Raw genomic sequence first — 24,377 nt, forward strand, 5'->3', positions numbered from 1 at the left:
CGTATGACGATAGGGGATTAAGTCATGCACATCTTGGATACAGGAGAGGTGCGTCTGCACTATCGGGTCGATGGTGATCCGAGCGGCGCACCAATCGTTTTTGCCAACTCGCTGGGTACCGATCTGCGCCTTTGGGATGCGGTGCTGCCTCATCTTCCCGCAGGTTTGCGCATCATCCGTTTTGACAAGCGAGGGCATGGCTTGTCGTCACAACCGCCGGCCCCTTATTCCATGGGTGCACTGGTCCGCGATGCCGAAACCCTGCTGGATCATTTGGAAGTTCGGGATTGTGTCTTTGTCGGCCTTTCCATCGGTGGTTTGATCGCGCAGGGGCTTGCCGTAAAACGTCTGGATCAGGTACGTGCTTTGGTCCTGTCGAACACCGCCGCCAAGATCGGCACGCCTTCGATCTGGCAAGAGCGGATGGATGCGGTCCGCCAAAGTGGGGTCGAGGCGCTGGCCGATGCAACGATGGAGCGGTGGTTTTCCAGATCATTCCGCGCTTCGCCGGATCACCTGCTGTGGCGCAACATGATGGTACGGCAGCCAGTAGACGGCTATCTTGGATGTTGCGCCGCAGTTTCTGGCACCGATTTCTACACGCCCACCAGCGGCCTGCGCCTTCCCACACTGGGAATTGCAGGCAGTGAGGACGGATCGACTCCGCCCGACCTCGTGCGGGAAACGGTCGACCTGATCCCGGGTTCCAAGTTCGAGCTGATGCGCCGGGCCGGTCACTTGCCCTGCGTTGAACAACCGGTGGAATACGCGGCGCTGCTGCGCAGTTTCCTGACCGACATCGGACATATTTGAAGGAGCACGATTGTGGCAGATTTTCTGTTGGTCCATGGATCTTGTCATGGCGCCTGGTGCTGGCGTGATCTGATCCCGGCGTTAACCGCACTTGGACATACTGTTCGCGCCATAGACTTGCCAAGCCACGGCTCGGACCCGACACCGATTGCAGATGTCACGTTGGACAGTTGCCGCAACGCGGTGTTGTCGGCATCTGCGCCGGAGACAATTGTCGTTGGGCATTCCTGGGGTGGTTATCCTGTCAGCGCCGCTGCTGAGGCCGACCCCAAAGCCATGCGCGCGCTGATCTATCTGTGCGCCTATGTCCCGCAAGACGGCCTTTCCATGATCGAGATGCGCCGGAGATCTCCGCGCCAACTCATCACCGACGCGATTGAAAAGTCAACCGACGGTCAATCGTACACTGTCAAACCGGGCGCTGTGCGCGATATCTTCTACCATGACTGTCCGCCCGAAACGGTGCCCTATGCCCTTGCGCGCCTGTGTCCGCAGGCCATCGCGCCGCAAGATACGCCTTTGTCTTTGACCAACAAGTTTACACACGTTCCCAAGGCCTATATCCGCGCGACGGATGACCGTACGATCCCACCGGAATACGAAGAGCAGATGAGCCACATCGCACCCGAAGGATTACGCAGGGCGATCGACAGCGCACATTCCCCGTTTTTCTCGCACCCGCGTCATCTGGCGGAGGTTCTGAATGACTTGGAACAAAGTCTGCCTGCGGCATAACCAAGCGGCGCAAGTGCTTCACAGGTGAACAAGGCGTGATAGGGTCACGGTGAAACTCACGAGCGGTCACCATGCGTTTGCCCTTTCTCTTCATTCTCGGCACGGTCATGATTGATGCCATGGGCATCGGTTTGGTGTTGCCGATCATGCCGGAATTGATTGTTGAGGTTCAGGGCGGCACACTGGCCTATGCGGCAATTTGGGGCGGTGTTCTCAGCACGGCTTTTGCCGCGATGCAGTTTGTGTTCGGGCCAATTCTGGGCAATCTGTCTGATGCTTATGGACGACGCACGATTCTATTGGTTTCGCTGTTTGTCATGTCCCTCGACTATGTGGTGATGGCGCTGGCCGGCAGCATATGGCTGTTACTGATTGGACGGATTGTCGGCGGAATCACGGCCGCCACCCATGCCACCGCGGCCGCCTTCATGGCAGACGTCTCAAAGCCCCATGAAAAGGCCGCGAACTTTGGCCTCTTGGGCGCGGCGTTCGGTGTTGGTTTCGTGCTGGGCCCCGTGATCGGAGGAGGGTTGAGCGAATATGGCACCCGCGCTCCATTCTGGGCGGCTGCCGTATTGTCAGCCCTGTCTTTTCTCCTCGGCTTGATAGTGATGCCGGAAACGGTGACCGACAAAACACGCCGTGCATTCAGCTTGCGACGCGCCAATCCCGTGAACTCTTTGCGCGCAATCGCAGCGCTGCCAGGCATCCGTCCGATGCTGTGGGTTTATTTACTCTATTCGGTTTCTATCTACGTCTATCCTGCAATCTGGGCCTATTTCACGACTGAACGATTCGGCTGGTCACCCCAGATGATCGGCCTGTCGCTGGGCATTTACGGAATTGGCATGGCCGCTGTACAAGGTGGCCTGATTCGCCCGGCAACGCGGTATCTGGGCGAGCGTGTCACAATCATCTACGGAATGATGTTCGAGATCGTCAGCTTTGTGCTACTGGCCTTTCTCACCAACGGGTTCATCGCGCTTATGCTGATCCCCATCACTGCGATCAGCGCTGTCGTCACCCCTGCCCTACAGGCGCTGACGTCCCGGGCGACCCCAGACTCCCAGCAAGGAGAGTTGCAGGGCGTGCTCACCTCGCTACATGCTTTGTCGATGGTAATCTCCCCGCTGGTGATGACGACGGTTTTTGCGCAATTCATAAGACCGGACGCGACATTCTACCTGCCCGGCGCGCCTTTCCTACTTGCCATGTTGCTGATGTGCGCGGGTTTCGCGATGTTTTTGCGCGCGCGCCCTGCCGTGGCGTAACAACGACGCATTGATGACGGTTTCTGTCTTGCGGCCCGCGGTTTCCCGCGCCACCGTGCCGAAAAGGGAGCAAATACCAGCATGCAAAAAATAAAAGCCGCCGTATGTCGGGCATTTAACGAACCTCTGGTTATTGAGGATATTCTGATCGCGCCCCCTGCAACGGGTGAGGTTGAGGTAACTCTGGACGCGGTCGCGATCTGCCATTCCGACATCACCTTCGCCAGCGGCGCTTGGGGTGGCCATCTGCCCGCCGTATACGGGCATGAGGCTGCCGGAGTCATTACGGCAACCGGTGACGCTGTGGGCGACTTCAAGGTTGGGGATGCCGTTGTTGTCACCCTGATCCGTGCGTGCGGGACTTGCCCGTCCTGTGCGGGCGGGCAGCCGACCATATGCGAGACACCGTATGACACCGTGAAAGGCCCATTGCGGACCGCGGACAACGGGCCACTGGATCAGGCGATGGCCTGCGGTGCCTTTGCCGAAAAGGTCGTTGTAAGCCACCGGCAAATCGTCAAAATCCCATCGGACATGCCGAAAGATGTAGCTAGCCTTCTATCGTGCGGGGTCATCACCGGGGTCGGTGCTGCGGTGAATGCCGCCAAGCTTCGTCCGGGTCAGGACGTGGTTGTGATCGGCGCTGGCGGCGTGGGGTTGAACGCCATTCAGGGCGCACGCCTTGCCGGCGCACGGCGGATCGTGGCCGTCGACATGACCGAGGAAAAGCTGGAAATCGCCAAGGAGTTCGGGGCAACGCATGGTGTGTTGGCCAGCACTGAGCACCCCTGGAAAGCCGCCTTCAAGGCGCTGGGTGGGCGCGGTGCAGACGTGGTCCTGATCACTGTTGGTGCGATCCCGGCCTATGATCAAGCGCCACGATATCTGGGGCGGGGCGGCAAGGCGATCATGATCGGCATGCCGCATTCGGGTGATATGTCCACCTATGAGCCGGTCGTTCTGGCGGCGTTGGGCCAGGGGATCGTTGGCTCGAAAATGGGTGATGTGGTGATTCAGCGGGATATCCCGTGGATGATCGACCTCTATGATCAAGGGCGGTTGAAACTGGACGAGTTGATCTCGGGCCGATGGTCGCTGGATCAGATCAATGAGGCGATTGCGGACACCAAAACCGGATCGGCAAAGCGCAACGTGATCCTGTTCAACAGAGACTGACCAGAAGGGGCTTGGGATGAAACTGCAGGACCTCGACGTCATCGTAACCGCTCCGCCCGCGCCGGGTTGGGGCGGGCGGTATTGGATCTTGGTGAAAGTCACAACCGATACCGGTATCACCGGCTGGGGCGAATGCTATGCCTCTTCGGTCGGACCCGAGGCGATGCGCCATGTAATCAGGGATGTCTTTGAACGGCATATGCTGGGCGAAAACCCCGAGAATATCGAACTGATGTTCCGCCGCGCCTATTCCAGCGGTTTTACACAGCGCCCGGACCTGACCGTGATGGGCGCATTTTCGGGGTTGGAAATCGCCTGCTGGGACATTCTTGGCAAAGATCGCAACCGCCCCGTCTATGCTCTGCTGGGCGGTCTGATGAACCAACGAATCCGGGCTTACACCTACCTTTATCCCCTGCCCCAGCATAACCTGACCGATTTCTGGACCTCTCCTGAACAAGCCGGAGAATGCGCGTCAGAGATGGTGCGCCGCGGGTTCACAGCGGTCAAGTTCGATCCTGCCGGCCCATACACGATCCGCGGCGGGCATATGCCCGCGATGTCCGATATCGCGATGTCGGTGGCCTTTTGCAAAGCAATCCGCGAGGCTGTTGGCGACAAGGCCGATCTCCTGTTCGGCACCCATGGTCAGTTCAATACCGCAGGCGCCATTCGGCTGGGGCAGTCGCTGGAGCCCTATTCGCCGCTTTGGTTTGAAGAGCCGACCCCGCCCGACATGATCGAGGACATGGCCCGCGTCGCCCGCAACGTCCGCATCCCGGTCGCGACCGGGGAACGCATGACCACCAAAACCGAATTCGGGGCCGTCCTGCGTGCAGGCGCCGCCGAGATCCTGCAGCCCGCCCTAGGCCGCGCCGGTGGCATTTGGGAGATGAAGAAGGTCGCAGCCATGGCCGAGATATTCAACGCTCAGATGGCACCGCACCTCTATGCTGGACCCATTGAGTGGGCGGCCAATATCCATCTGGCCGCATCGATCCCAAACCTGTTGTTGCTAGAAACTATTGAAACCCCTTTCCACGATCAGCTGATCAAGGGCACGTTGCGCGTCGACCAAGGCTTTGTGACGGCCCCAACCGCACCGGGTCTTGGGATCGAAGTAGACGAAGATTTGGCGCGCGCAAACCCTTACTCGGGCGACGGCCTGCATCTGCAAATGCAGGAAGACCCTTGCGACTATGCCAACGGTAACGCCTTTCAGGGTGGCGCACCCGCGACCGAGGGGTAACAAACACCCCCGTTTCGAAGACAATACGGAAAAAGCCACAGTAAACGCGCAGGACACCAAGAGGATCTGTCATATTCCATTCCACGCCGACGTTTAATTCGTGACGTATCCCGCGATCACCTGCATCAGCTTGAACGCGGTCGCGGCGTCGTTTTCAACCACCGCCAGGAATTCTTCCTCACCGATCCGCAGGCAGGACAGTTCGGATTCGGCAATCATGGTCAGGGCCCGGGGTTCTTTGCGGATCAGTGCCAACTCTCCGACCAATGCCCCCGGCCCGACCTTGGTGATCAGCTGATCGGGGCCTTCCATCTGCGGCAGGTACAGCGCGGCCTCACCCTTGAGCACCACATAGGCACCATCAGTGGGTTGGTCGTCTTTCAGGAACACAACCTCACCCGGTTTCGCGTCAAACCATTGCGCACCAAAAGCCAGAAGGCGAATCTGTCTACGGTCGAGACCTGAAAACAGCGGTGTCCGCTCCAATGCGCGCAGCTTTCGCGCCAAGTCAGCCGAGGCGGCGCTGTCCTCTTCCACGGTCGCATCCCCTTCATCCGAAACCACCCGACCCTGCCGGATTTCGACATAAAGGTCGAATACATCGGGATTCTCGAAGTGATCGTTCAGATAAATTACCGTTGTATCCGGCAGCAATTCCCGCAGGTTTTTGTAAACAGAGACCTGAGTGGCCATGTCAAAACTGGCCAGGGCGTTTTCGAGGATCAGGATATCCGGCTTTTTGATGGTCGCACGAGTAAAGGCTAGAGGCTCGGCAAGAACTGCTGGCAAGTTCTGACCACCGATGGCAACCGGCATATCATAAATCAATTCGACCACGAGCGATCGCGCACTGTTTTTGTCCAGAACATCGACAATCAGCTTGCGCGCGTCATCCGAGCGTCCGCCCCCGATCTGGCTGACCTTGCCGAACAGCGCGTTTTCCATCACCGTCAGTCCGGGTGCAAATTCGTCTTTGTCCAGCGGCACAAAAACATCTTGCAGCCGCTCCAACAGTTTCTCGGAATGGCTGTGTCTTAACTCAAGAATACGATCTTTAAGCTCTTGCGTGAAGGCGGGCCCGATTTGTTCGGCTGAAATCACGAAGGGTACGGCCAGCAGATTGGCCAGCTGCTCGTCATCAAGCCCGGATACACCTTCGTTCCGTGTCCGCTCGACCAGTTCTAACGCGGCCTCATAGGTATGGGCTTGTAGTCCGAGTTTGCGGAACAGCGGGTGGTCGGTGCCATCAATGCCAAAGATCTGGCGCAGCATCTCGATCACGTCGCGGGTCAGGCCGACCAAAGTTTCATCCAGCCCCAACTCGCGCAGTTGTCCAAGAAAAATCGTTTGGCTGGCCAACAGTTCTTGCGTGACCGGAACCCGCGGTGTTGCGAACAACAGGTTTTCCGCGACGGGCAAGGCCGGGTTGTAATTGCTGCGATCGAATATCAGTGCCTGTTGTTCCAGCCCGGCCTTTCGCACTGCCTGCTGAACCAGAGGCCGCACCTCAACCAGTTTGTGCGCCAATTCCGGGTGCTGAGTGGCATCAAAGATTTGCTCGGACCCACGCCGTAAAAGAGCAGCCCCCGACCCCATGCCATCAATCAGGCGTAACCACCAGTCACGCAGCTCCTTTGGGGTGCTCAAACCCGCCAGGGAGGGGTCCAGCCATTCGACGTTGAACGGATCAGAGCTATTGCCCGCGCGTTGAGTCTCGGCAAAGTCGGGATCATCGTTCTCCAGCGTCACGGGCTTTTGCCGTATGGGCATCATGACGTTATCCCCCAAAGTGCCCTGGAACATAACGGGGCGCGACGAGGCATAGCCAATGCGTGCGGCCACCACGGCTTGATGCAGGGTCGAAAGGTTTTCGCCCCCAATCTCAACCCGGCCCGAACTGGGCAGAATTTCCCGCGTCAAAAGTTCGGACAGGGCACGCCTGTCCTCCTCGCTCGGGGCAGCGATGCCGACGGTTTTTCCGCCCGAAAAGCTAAGGTTCAGATCGTCAAGTACCTGATTGCCGTCCATATCCCGGACGGAAACGCCATCCAGAACGATATCTCCCTTCAGACGTGGTCGCGCCTCAGGCTCACCTTCAAACAGCTTTTCGTCGGGCATTCCCGGCGGGGCAAAGCGTTCGATGACCACGTCCCACCGCAAAGACATATCCTGCGTCTGGTTGTAATAGGTCAGCAGCTCTTTCCACGGCGCGCTCAGATCCTTGTACGCTGCCAGCGCCGCCACCAGGGCACCCAGCGAAACAGATCCTTGCAGTACCAGAATGCCGCCAACCAGATAAAACAAGAAAGGCGTCAGTTGCGATATGAAGTTGTTTATGAACTTCATGAAGAATTTCTTCTGGTAGATCTGGAAGCGAATACCAAACAACCGCCCAAGCTGCTCTGAGATCATGGCCCTGCGATAGCGCCAACCGCCATTTGAGCGCAGAGTCGAAGCCCCCGCGGCGTTCTCACCGATCTGTGCCGCCAGGACGCGGACTTCCTGTATACGTTTCTTGTTCAGAAGATTGATCTGGCGCTGCAGTTTGGGAATAAGCCAGGCCTGAAGCGGTATCAGCGCGACGGCGGCCAATCCAAACCAGACGCTTTGCAGAAACAGGAAGGACAGGATCGTAATCATCTGCCCGGCTTGCAGAACCGGCTGGCTGATTGCATCCCCCATCAGCCCGCCCATCGGCTCACTTTCCGCTGTGATCATCGAGACCATTTCGCCTTGGCTGACCCGTTCGAAATATGGCTGGGGGAACCTCAGCGCGCGATTGATCAACTGGTACCGCAGCCGGCGCAGCATCCGTTCGCTCAGCACACCTTTCATGGTGTTTATGCGCATCTTCATCAAGCCGTGGGCAAGCACAGCCGCCAGAAACGCGAAACACAGGATCACAAGAAACGTCGTCTGCGTCAGTTCATAACCCAGAAAATCCACGATCGGACTGGCGGCACCGATTGCGTCGTTGATGATCCGCTTTGGTAATTCCAGTGTCAGATACAGCAGCGGAAAGAGTGTAGCCGTCACGGCCAACAGAATTAGCTGATCGCGCTTTGAATACTTCCAAATAAACTGGAAAATTGAACGTTCTATATAACTTGCCCCTGGTTTGGATCACCGATCCGATCTTGACGACAGCGCCGCAAATCCAACACCCTGAATTTATCGCAACCGCGACATAAGACGCAAATAATTTCCAGTTTGGTCATTTATTTGCCGTTTGTGAACTAGTTCATTTGCGCCGCACCTGTTTAGCGCCTAAACTTTCCAACGGAAGATATCGGGAGGAACAATTTGACTGCCAGCCTGAGTGCAGTGCTATTGATGCTCTGCTTGTTGCAAATCAAGCATATGTTTGCGGATTTCTACCTCCAAACTCCTAAAATGTTGTCAGGCCGTGGCGAGTACTTTCATTGGGGCCGTGCGCAGCATGCTGGTGTGCACGTTATCGGGTCGGTCATCGTTTTCTTTCTGTTCGGCGCGCCGTGGTCGTTTATCCTGATCATTGCAGGGCTGGAATGGATCGTGCATTTCAATATCGACTTTGCCAAGGCCAGCTATTCTGACAAGAAGCAGTTATCCCCAACGCAGGCCGCGTATTGGCGTGCCGCGGGGCTGGATCAATTCATGCATAACCTGACCTATATTGCCATGGTCTGGGCGTGGGTGAAATTTACTACGTAATTGTCTAAGCAACATTCTCATACGCGGCCGGGCAATACGCTGCCAACCATTGCTGATCCAAGGCATCCAGCTTGGCAGCGTCAAAGGTTTCCGCGGCCTCCCAATACCGCCCGGACGGCACAAAATACCCCAAATCTCGTTCCGCCTGAAGTATTCCGACCATCCCGCCAGTCTTTGGCAGATCGCACGCCGCAGGGGTATTCCGATCAACTGATGGAAACAGCAAGCGGCTTTCACCCTTTGACAGCCTGACAACCCGGCAGCCCTGAGCTGCGCCAAAAAGGGCCAGACGCGCTGATTTGGCCTCCAATGACCGCAAGGATATGTCCGCTCGTAACGGGTCCGCTGATCCGGTCCCGTAGAAGTGCGTTTTTCCGGTTTCAGGATAAATCATGTCGCACCCGAAAAACGCCATGACCGAGGGGCGCAACGCTGCCAAAGCCCAGTAGCCGGCGGTAAATGCCATTGTTCCGCCAGCATAGACAAATCCGCCGAAGCTATTCTGTGCCGGAACATATTCCTTTGCCGTCACAACGCGCTGATGTGGTGCCAAGCGGCCCGGCTGATTTTGGGTTGGGAAATCCTCTGGGTGGATCAGCACGTCCCAATCTGGCCGGATGCGCCACGCGTTGTTGATTGCAACGATATGGGTAAAGGGAGCGCGCGCCCAAGATTTCGCCTCGGCCGCACTTGGCGCGCTTCCCAGTATCAGAACTCGGTTCATTGGCTCGGTCATTCTGGGTCCCTTTTTGGTTCCCAGAAAGCTTAGAGCGTTTTCCAGGGGCGGCTAGCCCAGAACCGAAAAACTGCTTTCTTCGTTTATCGGGCGTTTGCGGGAATAGAACCCGACATCAATCATCCGCTTGATATAGGGCAGTTCAAACTGCAACGGTTGCGCATCGTGATCCGCGCCGCCCTCGCAATAGTCGATCAGGGCCGCCATCATCTTGCCCGCAATCGGCGCGTTCTTGTACTGGTTCCCGCTGGTACCGCAGGCCATGTAGAAGCCCGGCAAACTGGATTTATCGTAAATCGGAATCCAGTCGGTCGAGGCGTCATATAGGTCCACCACACCGCGTGTTTTGGAAGGGATCCCAAGGCTGGGGACGCGCTGAGCATAGCGCATCGCCTGCGTCGTCCACTGATCGGTGAAATCGTGATTGTAGTGGACGTCGTCCTCACACCACTGATGCGGGTCACATTCCGGGTCTTCTGAACCGACAAGGATGTGGTTGCCATGTTCGGGGCGGCAATAACAGGCGATATCGCTGTCCGAGACGATGGTTCCGTCATTCTCGAAATCGAACCCCTCGGGCGCGGGCACGTGCACAACCTCTTGCCGAAGCGGGCGTGTTTCGATGGTCATGTCATCCAGAACACCTGCCATCTTGTTTATGATCGCTGATCCCGGCCCGGCCACGTTCACCACAACCTTGGCCCGGATTTCTTCGCCCGAGGCCAGCTTCACGCCAGCCGCGCGGCCTTCGTCGATCAATATTTCAACCACTTCGGCGCCGGTGCGAACTTTGGCCCCGTGCAGCTTTGCTGCGTCCATCAGGTTTTGCGCCGACAGGGCCGGGTCCGTGACATAGCCCGCCTGCGGCCAGAACACGCCGCCCTGCATCTTGCGCCCGTTAGGATGGCCGAATTCCGGATCATCCATACGTTTGGGCGGTGTGAAACTGTCCAGCGAATAAAAAGGTAGACGTTCGGTGATCTTCTCGGGCGACCAGTCCTCGAACGGGCAATCCAGATCGGCACTGTTCTGTTTGTGTTTTTCCAGCATCCCATTGGCGTCGGTTTTCATAACCAGGCAACCCGTCTCGCGGAACTGCGCCAGATTGGCATCTGCGGGCAGCCCAAGATACTCAGCCCAATCCCGCCAATAGTGATAGCCCTCCCACGCAAAGGCGGTGCCGTCGAAGGTTGAATAATGCATACGAATGATCGCGCATGATCCAGCGGTCGAGCCGTGGCCGACCTGGCTGTTGCGGTCAAGCGATAGGGTCTTCCACCCGGCCTTGGCCATTTCGAACGCCACGGCGGCGCCAATGACACCGGTGCCGATGATGATTGCGTCTGGTTGGCTCATTCTGTGTCTCCTTCCCAATAGCGCTTTGAATAGGCGCTGAATTCCTCGACTTCATCGGGCTTTGGCTCAACCCCAGTGAAGACGTATAGATAGTGCGGCACCATCGACAACCGCGTTTCCATCGGCTCGTTCAACTGGGCAAGATCGTAACCGATTTGCATGTAGTAGAGTACACGCGCGCGGGTCTCGGCCTCGACCTCGGAATAGCCGTACCGGGTGAACATCGCGTGCAAAGCTTGAAGACGCCGTGCGTCCGACTGATCCAGCGCACGCCGCACTTTACCCGATTTACGCGCCCAGTCCCGTACGGCAAAATCCAGCGCCGTATCAAAGAGATCAGTGTTCACCACACAACGATGAACATTGCAAACCGCCCCTGTGATCGTATCCGCGGGGGATTCGGCCTGTGCGACAAGCGCAGCGGTGTTGGTCGCCTGCCAGCGCGCCAGCAAGGCATCCAGCAGCTCTTGCCGGGATTTGAAATACCAATAGAAAGAGGACCGCGACACCGCCATCCGCTCGGCCAGGTTCAAAACCTTGATCTGATCCACACCGTCCGAGATCAGCACATCCATCGCCACGTTCAGCCAGTCTTCACGCGTGACCTTGATGTTGCCGACCAACGGCTCGGCTTCGGGGTCGTCCCGGTGCAGGATGGGTTTGGTGCTCATTCAACTCTCCGGCGGCGCGCCGCCTTCGGACGTGCGGCGTGCGATCAAGTCCTGCAAGGCACCCATTCGGTCACTGTCTGTCGGCGGTGCCTTAAACTCATCCAGAATCTGTTTCCAGACAGCCGTTGCACGATGATTGGCGTCAACCGATCCGCGCTCGGTCCAGGTTCCAAAATTGGCATAGTCGTGGACATGCGGCTGGTAGAACTCGGTATTGTACCGTTCCATCGTTTGGCTCGACGCAAAGAAGTGCCCGCTGGGCTCGACCTCTCGCAACGCAGTGTCAAAACCGATCTCGGCCGTGCCAGCCTGTGCCCCGGCGCAAAGCTCGGCGACCATGTTCAGCACCTCGGCGTCACAGATCAGTTTCTCGAAGGACACGGTCAGCCCGCCTTCAAGCCACCCGGCAGAGTGGATTACAACGGATGCCCCGGCCATCAGGCAACCCCACAGGCCAAACTGATTTTCGTTTGCCGCCTGCACATCGTTGACGTTCGACGCCGACCCGGCTGCAGATCGCCAGGGCAAGCCCAAATGCCGTGCCAATTGCCCCGCCGCCAGCGAGGCCTGAAAATGCGAGGGCGTTCCGAAGGCTGGCGCACCCGATTTCATGTCTACGTTGCTGGTGAAGGTTCCATAGCAAACAGGCGCGCCAGGATTGGCCAATTGGGTAAGTGTCAGCGCCGCCAAGGCCTCGGCATGGGACAGGGTGATTGCACCTGCCACGGTAATCGGAGCCATTGCACCCATCAGAGTGAATGGCGTGATGATCGACATCTGACCATGTCGGGCAAAATCGATCAAGCCCTGCGCCATTGGAATGTCCAGCGTCCGCGGACTGTTGGTATTAATGATCGTATAACAATGCGCGTTGCCGCGAAAATCGTCATCCGCCAATCCCCGCGCCGTTGAAAGCATCTCAAAGCAATCCATCACTTGCGGCGTCCCGCGCGAGAAGAAGAACGGGAACTTGTCGGTCAGCTCCATCTGCGCCTGTGTCGTGAAATAGTGGCGCAGATGAGTCGGTACGTCCTGCGGCTCGACCTGAGGCGAGATCATCTGGAAGACGTCGAAGTGATGCGTCAGCTTCAGAAATTCCAGATAATCCTGTCCGGTGGCGGGCCGGCGACCCCGTTCCAGATCGGTGGCGTTCGGGGCCCCTGCACCCGGCTGAAACACAAGGCTGCCCAGTTCCAGCGTAAAGTCGCGATGGCGCGCACCCGCACGGCACAAGATGGACTTGGGGGCTGACGCAACCGCCGCGTCGACAATCTCGCGCCCGATGAAGACCATTTCGCTGTCCTCATCCACACGCGCCCCGCCCGCAGCAAACAACCGACGCGCTTCGGGCAACAATACCTTGACCCCAAGTTCCTGAAGCGTCCGCAGAGCGGTTTCGTGCATGTCCGCGACATGCTCTGCCGGAAAAACCTCCATCTGCGGGAAGGGGTTTTTCAATTGACGGTAATTCACATTGCGGCTGGGCGGAGGTGCTGCGTCAGCGCTACGCCCACGCCGACGCCGACCACGCTCGGACGTTTGTGAGATCACCATCAGCCCCTCATCGCCTTGCCCTGCGGATCGTATGGGGACGCAGCGATGACGCGCGCGGGGCGTTCGACACCGACCACATGCACGGTCAGCTCTGTGCCCGGTTCAGCCTTGTCGCGGTTTACCAACGCCATCGCCAGCGACTTGCCGGTGTAATGCCCATAGCCGCCCGAAGTCACGAAACCTACGCGATCCTCACCCGACCAGATCGGCTCGTACCCGCTGGCATCGGCGTCTAACGCGTCGACTTCCAGTGTCACCTGCACCTGTGCTGGGCCATTGCCGTCGCGCTCGGCCACGGCAGCCTCTTTACCAACAAAATCCTTGTCCCAGTCGATCCAGCGATCCATTGCGGTCATCCCCGGCGTGTAAAGCTGGGTAAATTCCGCCGACCAGATGCCGAAACTCTTCTCTAACCGGGTTGAGAGCATCGCGTTGAAACCGCATTCTCGGATGCCTTGATCAGCCCCCGCTTCAAGCAGCATTCGGCGCAGTTTGATATGGTCGCCATAGCGGCAGTTGATCTCATAGCCCTTTTCACCCGTCACCGACATGCGTGCAACACGGGCGCGGACCAGCCCGATATCGAACTCTCCGCACCCCATGAATTTAAGGCCCGAGATGTCCTGTTCAGCCAGTTTCTCAACCACGGCCTGCGACTTCGGTCCAACAACAGCAAAGCCGCAATATTCCTCACCCAGATCGCGGACGTTAACGCCCTTGATCATGTGATCGTCGAACCAACGCATATGCCAGGCGCGCAAGTAGTAGCTGCCCATGATCCACCACGTGCCATCGCCCCAGTTGAGCACAGTCAGATCACCCTTAAGACGCCCGTTCTCGCCCAGCATCGGGGCCAGCTTGGCCCGCCCCGGCGCGGGCAGTTTTGAGGCCATCACTTTATCCAACCAAGCCTCGGCATTCGGGCCTGAAACCTCGAACCGCGAAAAGCCTGTGATATCCATCAGGCCCACGCCTTCGCGGATCACCTTGCATTCCTCGGCCACAATATCATGCGCGTTCGACCGCTTGAGAGTCGGCGTTTCCTCAAACCCTTTCGGCGCGAAATAAAGCGGCACTTCCAGATCCCAGCTTACGCCCCATTTGCAGCCTGCCTCGGTCATCGCGTCATGGGCCGGGGCCATTTTAAGCGGACGTCCGGCGGGCAGTTGTTCATTCGGGTAGGTCATCACGAAACGGCGGGAATAGAACTGACCGGTTGTTTCGCGAATGTAGCGTTTGTTCTGCGCGAAATCGCCATAGCGCGCCACATCCATTGGCCATGCGTCTGCCTCGGGCTCACCGTGGATCATCCATTCGGCCAGAGTCTTGCCAACACCGCCGCCCTGCAGGAACCCGGCCATTACCGCACAGGCCGACCAGTATCCGCGTTTGCCGGGCACCGGACCGACCAGCGGGTTGCCGTCAGGCGAGAAGGTAAACGCACCGTTCACCCATGTCTTGATGCCAACATTCTGAATCGACGGATAGCGTTCAAAGCCAAGCGTCAGTTCGTTCTCGATGCGGTCGAGCTGTTCCTGAAACAGCTCCTCACCATAGTTCCACGGGGCACCGTCCATGGCCCAGTGTTCGTGGTCGACCTCATAGATTCCGACCAGAACCCCCTTCTGGTCCTGCCGCATATAGGTGAAGCCTTCGAGGTCAACGGTCATCGGCATCTCAAACTCTGCCTCGGCCACCTCGGGCACCGTATCCGTGATCAGATAATGGTGCTTAAGCGGAGAGACCGGCAGCTCCACGCCGGCCATACGGCCAACCTGCTTGGCCCAAAGACCCGCCGCATTGACGACGTGTTCACAGGTGATTGTGCCTTTGTCGGTCACCACTTGCCAACCATCCGCGGTCTGCGTCAGACTTTCGACCTTGGTTTCCTCGTAATACTCAGCGCCCCGTTTCTTGGCCGCCGTGGCATAGGCCTGCACGGTACCAGTTGTGTCAATGTATCCTTCACGATCCGCCCACATGGCACCTAGTACACCATCGGTGGACATGATCGGGCAGCGTTTCTGCGCCTCTTCCGGGGAAAGCAGCTCGCAATCATCAATGCCGATGGATTGGAAGATGCGGTAATTGGCCTGCAACCATTCCCACCGTTCTGGCGTACCCGCAAGGGTCAGGCCGCCAGTCATATGCAGGCCGATATTCTGGCCGGATTCCTTTTCAATCTCGCTGAGCAGGTCAATGGTATAGGCTTGCAAAGACGCCATGTTCGGATCGGCGTTCAACGCATGGATACCTCCGGCGGCGTGCCAGGAGGAGCCGGACGCCAGACGCCGACGTTCCAGCATCACAACATCCGACCAGCCGAACTTGGCCAGATGATACAGAACCGAGGCGCCAACAACGCCGCCCCCAATGACCACAACGCGATACTGAGATTTCATCCTGCCCTCTCCTGCGTGACTCGGGAAGGACGCTAGACACACTGTTCACTTCTGTCTAGACATTAATGTACAGTCCGGACCGCGCGTAATGTTTCCGTGAACGCAGCGTGTCTAGAGTTGGGTGCTGGCCCGTGCGCTGACCTTCTCGAACCACGCAAGCGAGGCATTGTTTTCCTGCGGAATCCGCTTTTTTATCACGCGTGCGAAGTCGACAAAGACAAAGGCTGTGATATCGGCCAGCGTGAATTCAGACCCTGCCAAGAAGGCGCTTTGCGACAGCCGCGCCTCCAGCAAGTCAAAGAACTGGTCAACCCGCGCTGTTCCGCGCTGCGCCAGTTCGGGGATTTGCGCGTGATTTACAGGTCCGGGAAGCGCCCGGTTGGCAAAGGCAGGGTGCGTGTTGCGCAAGGTCTCGGCTATTGGCAGGCCGCCCTGTTGCTCAACAATACTGTTCCACATCAGCACCATCCCCTTTTCATCCGGGGTGCGCCCCATCAAGGGCGGTTCGGGAAAGCGCGCCTCAAGATAGGCCGCGATACCTAGGTTTTCCGTCAGCACGGTGCCGTCATCCGTGACCAGCACGGGCAGGGTTGCATTCGGATTGACCGCCTTAAACGCGTCGCTGAGTTGTTCACCCTTGGCGATCGAGATTTCGCGGGTTTCAATCTTCAACTCTTTTTCCGCGATGAACATGCGCGCACGACGCGGGTTAGGGGCGGTTGAGCAATCGTAGAACAGCATGGGGCGCTCTTTCAGGTCAGCGGCGGTAGACAAAACAACGACCCTGAACCGCACCGGGCGGCAGGGGCAATTCGGTCAGGCCATCGAAATACATCCGATCACTGGACACCATCATACCCCCCGTCGCCAATAAGGGCTCAACAAGGGGTGAGATGAACCTGGCGAAGGCATCATTCTTTTCCCTGTTATGGCCACCAAGATCCGCGTGAATCAGGCTTGCAGTGTCTCCAAAGCGCGCCAAGGCGGCGGGCAACGTCTCGCGCACATCGCCAAGAATCACCCGATCCTCGGGTGGAGTCGATTCTGGATGCGATGCCACCGCGCGTTCAAACACATAGACCGGGCGCTTGTTAATATACTGCAGCATATGGTGGTACGTACGCCCATTGCCCAATCCCAATTCAAACACCGGGCCAGCCATACCGCGCGTTTCAGCGATGGCAAAATCCAGACAGGCGCGCTGAGACACCATTCGATCAATGAATAGATCCAGGCGGCTTTGGTCGTTGGGCACGGGAAATCTCTCCTTGATATCAATCGACTTGCCAGATGGGGTCGACGACGCATGTGATGGCAAATCTTCAAGTATTTGTGTAGTCAAATTGGTATCGTTTTCACGATTCCGCGACAATTCGGGTGAAGAACGGGTTTGACTAGCGTGCATCAACCGCGCGAAACTGACGGAAAAAACACAGGGAGTTGATCAAGCCGATGCCGACATACGGCCGAACGGGTGGAATACCCGCATGACAGCGTTGTTGTCTGTACGTGATTTAAGCATCGGTTTTGGTGCGGGTGAATCCGTTGTCAAAGGCGTGAGCTTCGATGTGGCGGCGGGTCAAACGCTGGCGCTGGTCGGAGAGTCCGGGTCGGGCAAGACCATATCATGCCGCGCGGCCCTTCGGATTTTGCCACGTACGGCGCAAATTCGCAGCGGTACGATCACGTTGAACGATTCAAACGGTTCGGTCGATCTGACAAGGATCAGCGAACGCCAGATGCGGGATATCCGCGGAAACAGGGTCTCAATGATCTTTCAGGAGCCGATGCGGTCCCTGTCCCCGCTGCACAAGATCGGCAATCAGGTCAGCGAAGTTCTTTGGTTGCACCGTGGCGCATCCGAAGCGCAAGCCCGCAAAGAGGTTCTGACTCAGTTCGAACGCGTGGGCTTCCCCGATCCGCAACGCGCTTATGACTCCTACCCGTTCGAATTGTCCGGCGGTATGCGGCAGCGCGCCATGATCGCGATGGCGATGGTCGCGCGGCCGGAACTGCTGATCGCGGATGAGCCGACGACCGCGCTGGACGTGACAACGCAGGCGCAGGTGCTGGGCCTGATCAAAGAGCTACAGCGCGAAACCGGTATGGCTCTGATCCTCGTGACCCATGATCTAGGCGTCGTCGCCAACATGGCCGAACAGGTGGTTGTCATGCACAAGGGGCGCGTCATGGAGTCGGGTGCCGCGGCCCCGATCCTTACCTCACCAGCCCACCCTTACACCCAACAACTGTTCAACGCGGCACCCTGTATTCCCGATGAGAACGCGGTTGGCATCCCCATGTCCGACGAGGACCTGATTCTGGAAATGAAAGGTGTCTCCAAAACCTACACCATGCGCTCCAGCAGAGGCTGGCAGGGTGAGAGGTTGATCCATGCCTGCCGGGGTGTCGACCTGAAACTTGCCCGCGGCAAGACGCTTGCCATCGTGGGTGAAAGCGGATCTGGCAAGACAACGGCGGCCCGCATAGCACTTGGCGCCGAACTGCCCGATCCCGGAGGAGAGGTTCTGTTTCGGACCTCAGCAACCGAAGATCCGATCACGGTACACCACATGACGCGCGCCCAGCGCACCGCCTTTCAACGTAAAGCTCAGATGGTTTTCCAAGACCCCTACAGCTCTCTCAGCCCGCGCATGCGCATTCAGGACGCCATGACCGAGCCGTTAGAGATTCACAATATCGGAACCGCGTCAGAACAGCGGGACAAAGCCGCCGATATGCTGAAGCGGGTTGGTCTGAACGCAGACATGCTGAAACGCTATCCACATGCGTTCTCCGGCGGTCAGCGGCAGCGTCTTTCCATCGCGCGCGCAATGATGCTGGACCCGCAGCTTATTGTCTGCGACGAGCCGACCTCGGCCCTTGACGTATCCGTTCAGGAACAAATCCTGACGCTTCTGGAAAACCTGCAGGATAGTCTGAACCTGTCCTATCTGTTCATTTCTCACGACCTCGCCGTCGTGGCCCGCATCGCTGATGAGGTCGCCGTGATGCGCCGGGGACTGGTCGTTGAGCAAGCCCCGCCCGAGACGCTTTTCTACAACCCCCGCCATCCATACACCAAGGCGCTGATTGCAGCCCAACCGGAACCTGACATCAACCGACCCATCAACCTGAAACTGGTTGCGTTGGGCGCAGGTTCACCAGACAGTTGGGATGACGCCTTCCGATTAACCGACTCCGTGATACCTTCACTTGTAGAGATGGAGCCCGGCCATAAGGTAAGATGCCATGTTTAAGACCACTCGCCCCCTTTTTCTGGCTGCCGCACTGGCCGTTGCGGGGATGCTGCCCGCCACGGCAGACACCCCCACCCCGATAGAAGGGCAATTCTGGTCCTCTGAAGTGAAGGCTGGACATTTGCCGCCGGTCCAGGAACGACTGCCCGCAGAACCGCTGGTTGTTGATCTGGCTGCGAAGGGTCGGGAATTCGGCACGCCGGGCGGCACTTTGCGAACGATGGTGACCCGGTCAAAGGACATCCGTCAGATGGTCGTGTACGGCTATGCCCGTCTCGTTGGATTTAACGAGAAGTACGAGCTTGTGCCCGATCTGCTGGAATCTTTCGAAAACGAGGACAACCGCAAGTTCACCCTGAATCTGCGCGAAGGACACAAGTGGTCGGACGGATCGCCCTTCACCTCGGAAGACTTTCGCTACTGGTGGGAAGATGTTGCCAATAACGAACTTCTCAGCCCCTCTGGTCCGCCGGATTTTCTTATTGTCGAAGGCAAACCTCCGACCGTTTCCTTTCCCGACGCCACTACCGTAGTTTTCGAGTGGGATGATCCCAATCCGAAATTTCTTCAATCTCTGGCACAGGCACGGCCGCCATTCATCTACCGCCCTGCCGAGTTTCTGAGGCAATACCACGAAAAATACGCTGACGCCGAGGAACTGGCCTTTCTGGTCGACGATGCGCGCGTCAAAAGCTGGGCGGCGCTGCACAACAAACTGGACAACCTGTACAAGTTCGACAACCACGAACTGCCCACGCTTCAACCTTGGCTGAACGCAAGCTCGGGCAAGAAAATACGGCATAACTTTGTCCGCAACCCGTACTACCATCGTATCGACAGCAATGGGGTGCAACTGCCCTATATCGACGTGGTCGAAATGGAGATCGTCGCTCCGGGTCTCGTTGCGGCGAAAGCAAACGCAGGCGAAACTGATCTCCAGGGGCGTGGGCTGTCCTTCCGCGATGCGTCGATCCTGAAAAAAGGTGAAAAGGTTGGAAACTACAAAACGCTGCTGTGGAAAACCGGCGTCGCCTCGCAAATTGCGATTTATCCAAACCTGAACTTTGCAGATGAGGCGTGGCGCGAGGTTTTGCGCGACGTGCGTGTACGCCGCGCCCTGTCGCTGGCCATTGACCGCAACACGATCAATCAGGCGCTGTATTTCAAGCTGGCGCAACCTGGCGCCATGTCGGTGCTGCCTGCTTCTCCGTTCTACTCTGAAAAGAATGCCGAAGCTTGGGCGCAATACGATATCGAACAGGCCAACGCCCTGCTTGATGAGGCCGGCTTGGCCGAGCGTGACAAAAGCGGGATCCGCTTGCTTCCCGATGGACGCCCGATGGAACTGATCATCGAAACCGCGGGTGAACGGCAAGAGGTTGAGAACGCCCTGCAAATCGTTACCGACACGTGGCGCGAGATTGGCGTTGATCTGGTGATGCGCCCGCTGGATCGGGATATCCTGCGCAATCGCGTTTTTGCGGGCAACACCATGGCCTCGGTTTGGTACGGCTGGGATGATGGAATTCCGCAGACCCACACCTCACCCGCCTATCTGGCACCGACAGATCAGGTCTTTCTGGCCTGGCCGAAATGGGGCCAGTATCACCAGACAGGCGGGGATGTCGGCGAAGCGCCCGACATGCCCGAGGCCGAGCGTTTGATGAAATTGGCCCATGACTGGGAAATTGCCACAACGAATGAAGAGCGTGAGGCCGTCTGGACCGAAATGCTCAACATTCACGCCGATCAGGTTTACGCGATCGGCATATTGAACGGCGCGCCTCAGCCAATCGTGGTGTCCAACCGTCTGCGCAACGTACCCGAACAAGCCATGTGGGCGTGGGAACCCGGAGCGCATTTCGGCGTTCATCGACCAGACGAATTTTTCTTCGCTGACTGATCAGGAGCAGCTAAATGGTTATGCTGCGTTATGCAGTCTATCGCTTTTTCACGATGCTGCTGACGCTGGTAGTAGTGTCGGTGCTGATCTTCGTGATCATCAACCTGCCGCCCGGCGACTATCTCAGCAACCAGATCGCTGAACTTCAGGCCTCGGGTCAATCTGCCGGCGTACAAAAGGCTGAATTCCTGCGTAAGGAATACGCGCTGGACCGGCCTATTTGGGAACAATACCTGATCTGGATGGGGTTCTGGCCCGGCCCGCACGGGTTTGATGGTCTGTTGCAAGGCAACTATGGCTGGTCTTTTGAATTCGATCGCCCCGTGGCCGAGATCGTTGGCGATACGCTTTGGCTGACCGTTGTGGTCAATCTGGCAGCGATCCTTTTTGTCTATGCGGTTGCACTGCCCCTAGGTGTTATCGCTGCGGCGCGGTCGCGGACGTGGATTGACTATACTTCGGCTTTTGTCGGCTATCTTGGTCTGGCCACACCAAACTTCTTGCTGGCACTGATCCTGTTCTATTACGGCCACCAGTATTTCAACCTTCCCATTGGCGGCCTGATGGACCCCGCTTTCGAAGGCCAGCCGATGAGCTGGGATAAGCTGAAATCCATCCTGGTCCACCTGATCGTCCCAACCTTTGTGATCGGTACATCGGGCGCATCGGCCATGATGCAGCGCCTGCGCGCCAATATGCTGGACGAACTGGGTAAGCCCTATGTAGAAACCGCAATTGCCAAAGGTATGTCACCCTCGCGGATGTTGACGAAATACCCGCTGCGCGTGGCCTTTAATCCGTTCGTTGCCGATATCGGCAATCTGCTGCCGTCGATGGTATCCGGCTCGGTTCTTGTGTCGGTCGTCCTGGGCCTGCAAACCATCGGCCCGACCCTGCTGACGGCGCTGAAAACGCAAGATCAGTTCCTGTCTGCGTTCATTCTTATGTTCGTGGCGCTGCTGACTCTGATCGGTACCATGATCTCTGACATCCTGCTGGTCATGCTCGACCCGCGCATCCGATACGAGGGGCGAGACGCATGACCCAACGTCCAGATGGTCGCTTTGTCGACGACGCCCCATTCGACCCGGATGCTGCCCTGCAACAGCTTGAACGCGCCGATCTGGACGCGCCGAACTGGGTACTCGTCTGGCGAAAGTTCAGAACCCATAAACTGGGTCTGATCTCGGGCATCTTCCTGCTGCTTTGCTATCTTATGCTGCCGTTTGCCGGCTTCATCGCGCCCTACGGGCCGAATGAACGCAACGGTGAGCACCTCTATGCTCCACCGCAAAGCGTCAATTGGTTCTACGAGGGTAAGTTCATCGGGCCTCACGTTTTCCCCATCGTGGCCGAGGCGGATTTGGAGACCTTCCAATGGAAGTTCGTCCCCGACCTTGAAGACCCGCGTCCGATCAAATTCTTCTGTGAGGGGGCCGAATACAAACTGGCTGGGCTGATTAGATCGGACACCCATCTTTTCTGTCCTCCGGAAGGCGCAACACTGTTCCTCTGGGGTTCTGACCGTCTGGGTCGCGACATTTTCAGCCGCATCCTCTACGGGGCGCAACTGTCATTAACCGTTGGTCTGATCGGTATCTCGGTGTCTTTCTTTCTGGGCATCATATTCGGCTCAATGGCGGGATATTTCGGTGGCAAGATCGATTGGGTCATCAACCGCGTGATCGAGATTCTCCGCTCGTTGCCGGAATTGCCACTTTGGCTGGCCCTGTCCGCTGCGGTGCCTTCGAACTGGAGCCCCGTCGCAGTGTTCTTCATTATCTCGATCATCCTCGGCATTCTCGACTGGCCCGGCCTAGCCCGCTCTGTCCGCGCCAAATTCCTGTCCCTACGCGAGGAGGAATATGTGCGCGCGGCCGAGATGATGGGCGCAAGCTCGGGGCGCGTCATTCGCAAGCACCTGCTGCCGAACTTCATGTCGCATCTCATCGCGTCCGCCACCCTGTCCATTCCAGCAATGATTCTTGGAGAAACGGCGCTCAGCTTTCTTGGCCTTGGCCTCAGGGCGCCCGCCGTCAGTTGGGGCGTAATGTTGAACGACGCACAGAACCTCGCTTCGATCGAGATATATCCGTGGACGGCAATCCCAATGCTGCCGATCATAGTCATCGTATTGGCCTTCAATTTCCTCGGCGACGGTCTGCGCGACAGTTTGGACCCATATCAACAATGACCTTGATGTCCGCCCTTCCCGCATCAGACAGCTACAAGTCGATTGGCAAGGGCGCACGACCCAGCGTTTTTGCTGTAAGTGAGCTGGCAACCGCCAGCTTCGCCGCCGTAGGACAGGAATTGGCGCGTCTTGTCAGCGCGTTGAACCTTGCGCCCAAGGCACCTGAGGTTTCTGTCGATCACCGATTGGCCTCACTGTGGTATGGGTTTTCTTTCAAGCCAGACGGGTGGGAGATGCCAAGCCTTTGGGATGCTGTAGCCGGAGATTATCAGGCGTCCGACGGCTGGATCAGGCTGCATACCAATCTGCCGCGCCACAAGGCCGCCGCTCTGAAAGTGCTTGGTGTTCCGGGCAATCGCGATGCTGTGTCCCAAGCTTTGAAAGAGTGGTCTGTCGCGGACCTGGAAACCGCGATCGTGGCCGAGGGCGGGGTGGCTGCAGCCATGCGCAGCCGTGCGGAGTGGCTTGAGCATCCGCAGGGTCGGGCAGTCTCCCGCGACCCGCTGATTGGCTGGCACAGCCCCCGTCGTATCGTTGCACGAGACCGGCCGGAAGCCACCGCCCAACGACCACTGTCAGGCTTGCGGGTTCTGGACCTCACCCGCGTTCTGGCGGGGCCGGTCTCGACCCGAACGCTTGCTGGTTTCGGGGCCGAAGTTCTGCGCGTTGATCCCCCCGGATGGGATGAACCCGGCGTGATCCCGGATATCTCATTGGGCAAACACTGTGCGTATTTAGACCTGAAATCCCCTGTCGGCATGAAAAAGCTGGAACACTTGTTGTCACAGGCGGATGTATTCGTACACGGCTACCGGCCCGGCGCTTTGGATGCGCTTGGTCTGCCAAAGACCAAGCGGGATGATCTGGCGCCCAACCGGATTGAAGTCACGCTGAACGCCTACGGCTGGCAGGGGCCGTGGTCGTCCAGACGCGGCTTTGACAGTCTTGTGCAGATGAGCGCAGGCATCGCTGATTCTGGCCGCGCCTGGGCCAAGGCAGATAAACCAACACCGCTGCCGGTTCAGGCGTTGGACCACGCGACAGGCTACCTTATGGCCGCTGCGGTCCTGTCTGCGCTGGCTGAGGCCGCCTCTGGCAACTCCATAATGCTCGCACAATTGTCTCTGGCCCGGACCGCAGATCTATTGGCCGCCCTGGCGAAATCCGACACCTCAGAAGAGATCACGGACGCGACGCCCGCAGACTATGATACAAAGCCCGAAGCGTCGGGTTGGGGGGCTGGCCATCGCCTGAAATCGGCTCTGACCGTTGGGGCCGCCAATATGCGTTGGGCCCTGCCCGCCGAAAACCTAGGCACATCTCAACCCGTCTGGTCATCGCTTTCCGGCTAGCGCAACCGCCGC

19 protein-coding genes are annotated in these 24,377 nt (G+C 58.0%); 11 read left to right on the plus strand and 8 right to left on the minus strand.

What is annotated here, in order from left to right; all coding sequences use genetic code 11:
• The first annotated feature begins 24 nt into the window (after positions 1–24).
• The 5 genes from pcaD to LCM21_RS05475 all read left to right on the plus strand — a co-directional run bounded on the left by pcaD (position 25) and on the right by LCM21_RS05475 (position 5,244).
• Positions 25–813, plus strand: a complete 789-nt coding sequence (gene pcaD / locus LCM21_RS05455) for a 3-oxoadipate enol-lactonase (RefSeq protein WP_224889653.1) — start codon at positions 25–27, stop codon at positions 811–813.
• Between the two features lie 12 nt (positions 814–825).
• The gene (locus LCM21_RS05460; protein WP_224889654.1) at positions 826–1,548 is read left to right on the plus strand and encodes an alpha/beta fold hydrolase; all 723 of its coding nucleotides are present in this window, start codon (positions 826–828) and stop codon (positions 1,546–1,548) included.
• A gap of 71 nt (positions 1,549–1,619) precedes the next feature.
• Entirely contained in the window at positions 1,620–2,819 is a 1,200-nt protein-coding gene (locus tag LCM21_RS05465) for a TCR/Tet family MFS transporter (RefSeq protein ID WP_224889655.1), read from the plus strand.
• 81 nt (positions 2,820–2,900) lie between these two features.
• A complete protein-coding gene (locus LCM21_RS05470) occupies positions 2,901–3,995 on the plus strand; it encodes a Zn-dependent alcohol dehydrogenase (RefSeq protein WP_224889656.1) in 1,095 nt (364 codons plus the stop codon).
• Between the two features lie 16 nt (positions 3,996–4,011).
• Complete coding sequence (locus LCM21_RS05475) at positions 4,012–5,244, plus strand: mandelate racemase/muconate lactonizing enzyme family protein (protein ID WP_224889657.1); 1,233 nt, start codon at positions 4,012–4,014, stop codon at positions 5,242–5,244.
• 93 nt (positions 5,245–5,337) lie between these two features.
• Here LCM21_RS05475 and LCM21_RS05480 read toward each other — a convergent pair whose 3' ends face one another.
• Positions 5,338–8,334 carry an ABC transporter transmembrane domain-containing protein gene (locus tag LCM21_RS05480; RefSeq protein WP_404818116.1) on the minus strand — a complete coding sequence of 999 codons (2,997 nt, stop codon included), beginning with the start codon at positions 8,332–8,334 and terminating at the stop codon, positions 5,338–5,340.
• Between the two features lie 243 nt (positions 8,335–8,577).
• Here LCM21_RS05480 and LCM21_RS05485 point away from each other — a divergent pair, with 243 nt between their 5' ends.
• A complete protein-coding gene (locus tag LCM21_RS05485; RefSeq protein ID WP_404818117.1) occupies positions 8,578–8,937 on the plus strand; it encodes a DUF3307 domain-containing protein in 360 nt (119 codons plus the stop codon).
• Positions 8,938–8,941: 4 nt separating this feature from the next.
• On the opposite strand, the gene LCM21_RS05490 is transcribed toward LCM21_RS05485, so the two are convergent.
• From LCM21_RS05490 to LCM21_RS05520, 7 genes are all read right to left on the minus strand, one after another.
• A complete protein-coding gene (locus LCM21_RS05490; RefSeq protein WP_224889660.1) occupies positions 8,942–9,673 on the minus strand; it encodes a hypothetical protein in 732 nt (243 codons plus the stop codon).
• A 51-nt stretch (positions 9,674–9,724) separates the two neighbouring features.
• Positions 9,725–11,029 (minus strand): NAD(P)/FAD-dependent oxidoreductase, encoded by a 1,305-nt coding sequence (locus LCM21_RS05495; RefSeq protein ID WP_224889661.1) that lies wholly within the window; start codon positions 11,027–11,029, stop codon positions 9,725–9,727.
• Positions 11,026–11,700, minus strand: a complete 675-nt coding sequence (locus tag LCM21_RS05500) for a TetR/AcrR family transcriptional regulator (protein ID WP_224889662.1) — start codon at positions 11,698–11,700, stop codon at positions 11,026–11,028. The genes LCM21_RS05495 and LCM21_RS05500 overlap by 4 nt, the downstream gene beginning before the upstream one ends.
• A complete protein-coding gene (locus LCM21_RS05505) occupies positions 11,701–13,254 on the minus strand; it encodes a trimethylamine methyltransferase family protein (protein WP_224889663.1) in 1,554 nt (517 codons plus the stop codon). It abuts the gene before it with no gap.
• Positions 13,254–15,656, minus strand: a complete 2,403-nt coding sequence (locus tag LCM21_RS05510) for a GcvT family protein (protein WP_224889664.1) — start codon at positions 15,654–15,656, stop codon at positions 13,254–13,256. The genes LCM21_RS05505 and LCM21_RS05510 overlap by 1 nt, the downstream gene beginning before the upstream one ends.
• A 111-nt stretch (positions 15,657–15,767) precedes the next feature.
• Positions 15,768–16,397, minus strand: a complete 630-nt coding sequence (locus tag LCM21_RS05515; protein ID WP_224889665.1) for a glutathione S-transferase family protein — start codon at positions 16,395–16,397, stop codon at positions 15,768–15,770.
• A 16-nt stretch (positions 16,398–16,413) separates the two neighbouring features.
• Positions 16,414–16,911, minus strand: coding sequence for a class I SAM-dependent methyltransferase (locus LCM21_RS05520; RefSeq protein WP_224889666.1), 498 nt, complete (start codon positions 16,909–16,911; stop codon positions 16,414–16,416).
• 232 nt (positions 16,912–17,143) lie between these two features.
• Between LCM21_RS05520 and LCM21_RS05525 the strand changes: the two genes are divergently transcribed.
• From LCM21_RS05525 to LCM21_RS05545, 5 genes are read left to right on the plus strand one after another with little or no spacing between them, the layout of a single operon-like run.
• On the plus strand, positions 17,144–18,916 hold the full coding sequence (locus tag LCM21_RS05525; protein WP_224889667.1) for an ABC transporter ATP-binding protein: 1,773 nt from the start codon (positions 17,144–17,146) through the stop codon (positions 18,914–18,916).
• The gene (locus LCM21_RS05530; protein ID WP_224889668.1) at positions 18,909–20,819 is read left to right on the plus strand and encodes an ABC transporter substrate-binding protein; all 1,911 of its coding nucleotides are present in this window, start codon (positions 18,909–18,911) and stop codon (positions 20,817–20,819) included. Before LCM21_RS05525 ends, LCM21_RS05530 begins: the two co-directional genes overlap by 8 nt.
• 14 nt (positions 20,820–20,833) lie before the next feature.
• Positions 20,834–21,862 (plus strand): ABC transporter permease, encoded by a 1,029-nt coding sequence (locus LCM21_RS05535; RefSeq protein ID WP_224889669.1) that lies wholly within the window; start codon positions 20,834–20,836, stop codon positions 21,860–21,862.
• Entirely contained in the window at positions 21,859–23,013 is a 1,155-nt protein-coding gene (locus tag LCM21_RS05540) for an ABC transporter permease (protein ID WP_224889670.1), read from the plus strand. Before LCM21_RS05535 ends, LCM21_RS05540 begins: the two co-directional genes overlap by 4 nt.
• The gene (locus LCM21_RS05545; RefSeq protein WP_224889671.1) at positions 23,010–24,365 is read left to right on the plus strand and encodes a CoA transferase; all 1,356 of its coding nucleotides are present in this window, start codon (positions 23,010–23,012) and stop codon (positions 24,363–24,365) included. Before LCM21_RS05540 ends, LCM21_RS05545 begins: the two co-directional genes overlap by 4 nt.
• The last annotated feature ends 12 nt before the right edge of the window (positions 24,366–24,377 follow it).

Origin of the sequence: Ruegeria profundi (assembly GCF_020171505.1) — a bacterium.
GTDB classification, from domain to species: Bacteria; Pseudomonadota; Alphaproteobacteria; order Rhodobacterales; family Rhodobacteraceae; genus Ruegeria; species Ruegeria profundi.

Bases quoted from the DNA above. Each gene is read 5' to 3' on its own strand.
- pcaD (WP_224889653.1), top strand. From the start codon at position 25: ATGCACATCTTGGATACAGGAGAGGTGCGTCTGCACTATCGGGTCGAT.
- LCM21_RS05465 (WP_224889655.1), top strand. From the start codon at position 1,620: ATGCGTTTGCCCTTTCTCTTCATTCTCGGCACGGTCATGATTGATGCC.
- LCM21_RS05470 (WP_224889656.1), top strand. From the start codon at position 2,901: ATGCAAAAAATAAAAGCCGCCGTATGTCGGGCATTTAACGAACCTCTG.
- LCM21_RS05475 (WP_224889657.1), top strand. From the start codon at position 4,012: ATGAAACTGCAGGACCTCGACGTCATCGTAACCGCTCCGCCCGCGCCG.
- LCM21_RS05485 (WP_404818117.1), top strand. From the start codon at position 8,578: ATGCTCTGCTTGTTGCAAATCAAGCATATGTTTGCGGATTTCTACCTC.
- LCM21_RS05490 (WP_224889660.1), bottom strand. From the start codon at position 9,673: ATGACCGAGCCAATGAACCGAGTTCTGATACTGGGAAGCGCGCCAAGT.
- LCM21_RS05495 (WP_224889661.1), bottom strand. From the start codon at position 11,029: ATGAGCCAACCAGACGCAATCATCATCGGCACCGGTGTCATTGGCGCC.
- LCM21_RS05500 (WP_224889662.1), bottom strand. From the start codon at position 11,700: ATGAGCACCAAACCCATCCTGCACCGGGACGACCCCGAAGCCGAGCCG.
- LCM21_RS05505 (WP_224889663.1), bottom strand. From the start codon at position 13,254: ATGGTGATCTCACAAACGTCCGAGCGTGGTCGGCGTCGGCGTGGGCGT.
- LCM21_RS05510 (WP_224889664.1), bottom strand. From the start codon at position 15,656: ATGAAATCTCAGTATCGCGTTGTGGTCATTGGGGGCGGCGTTGTTGGC.
- LCM21_RS05515 (WP_224889665.1), bottom strand. From the start codon at position 16,397: ATGCTGTTCTACGATTGCTCAACCGCCCCTAACCCGCGTCGTGCGCGC.
- LCM21_RS05525 (WP_224889667.1), top strand. From the start codon at position 17,144: ATGACAGCGTTGTTGTCTGTACGTGATTTAAGCATCGGTTTTGGTGCG.
- LCM21_RS05530 (WP_224889668.1), top strand. From the start codon at position 18,909: ATGTTTAAGACCACTCGCCCCCTTTTTCTGGCTGCCGCACTGGCCGTT.
- LCM21_RS05535 (WP_224889669.1), top strand. From the start codon at position 20,834: ATGGTTATGCTGCGTTATGCAGTCTATCGCTTTTTCACGATGCTGCTG.
- LCM21_RS05540 (WP_224889670.1), top strand. From the start codon at position 21,859: ATGACCCAACGTCCAGATGGTCGCTTTGTCGACGACGCCCCATTCGAC.
- LCM21_RS05545 (WP_224889671.1), top strand. From the start codon at position 23,010: ATGACCTTGATGTCCGCCCTTCCCGCATCAGACAGCTACAAGTCGATT.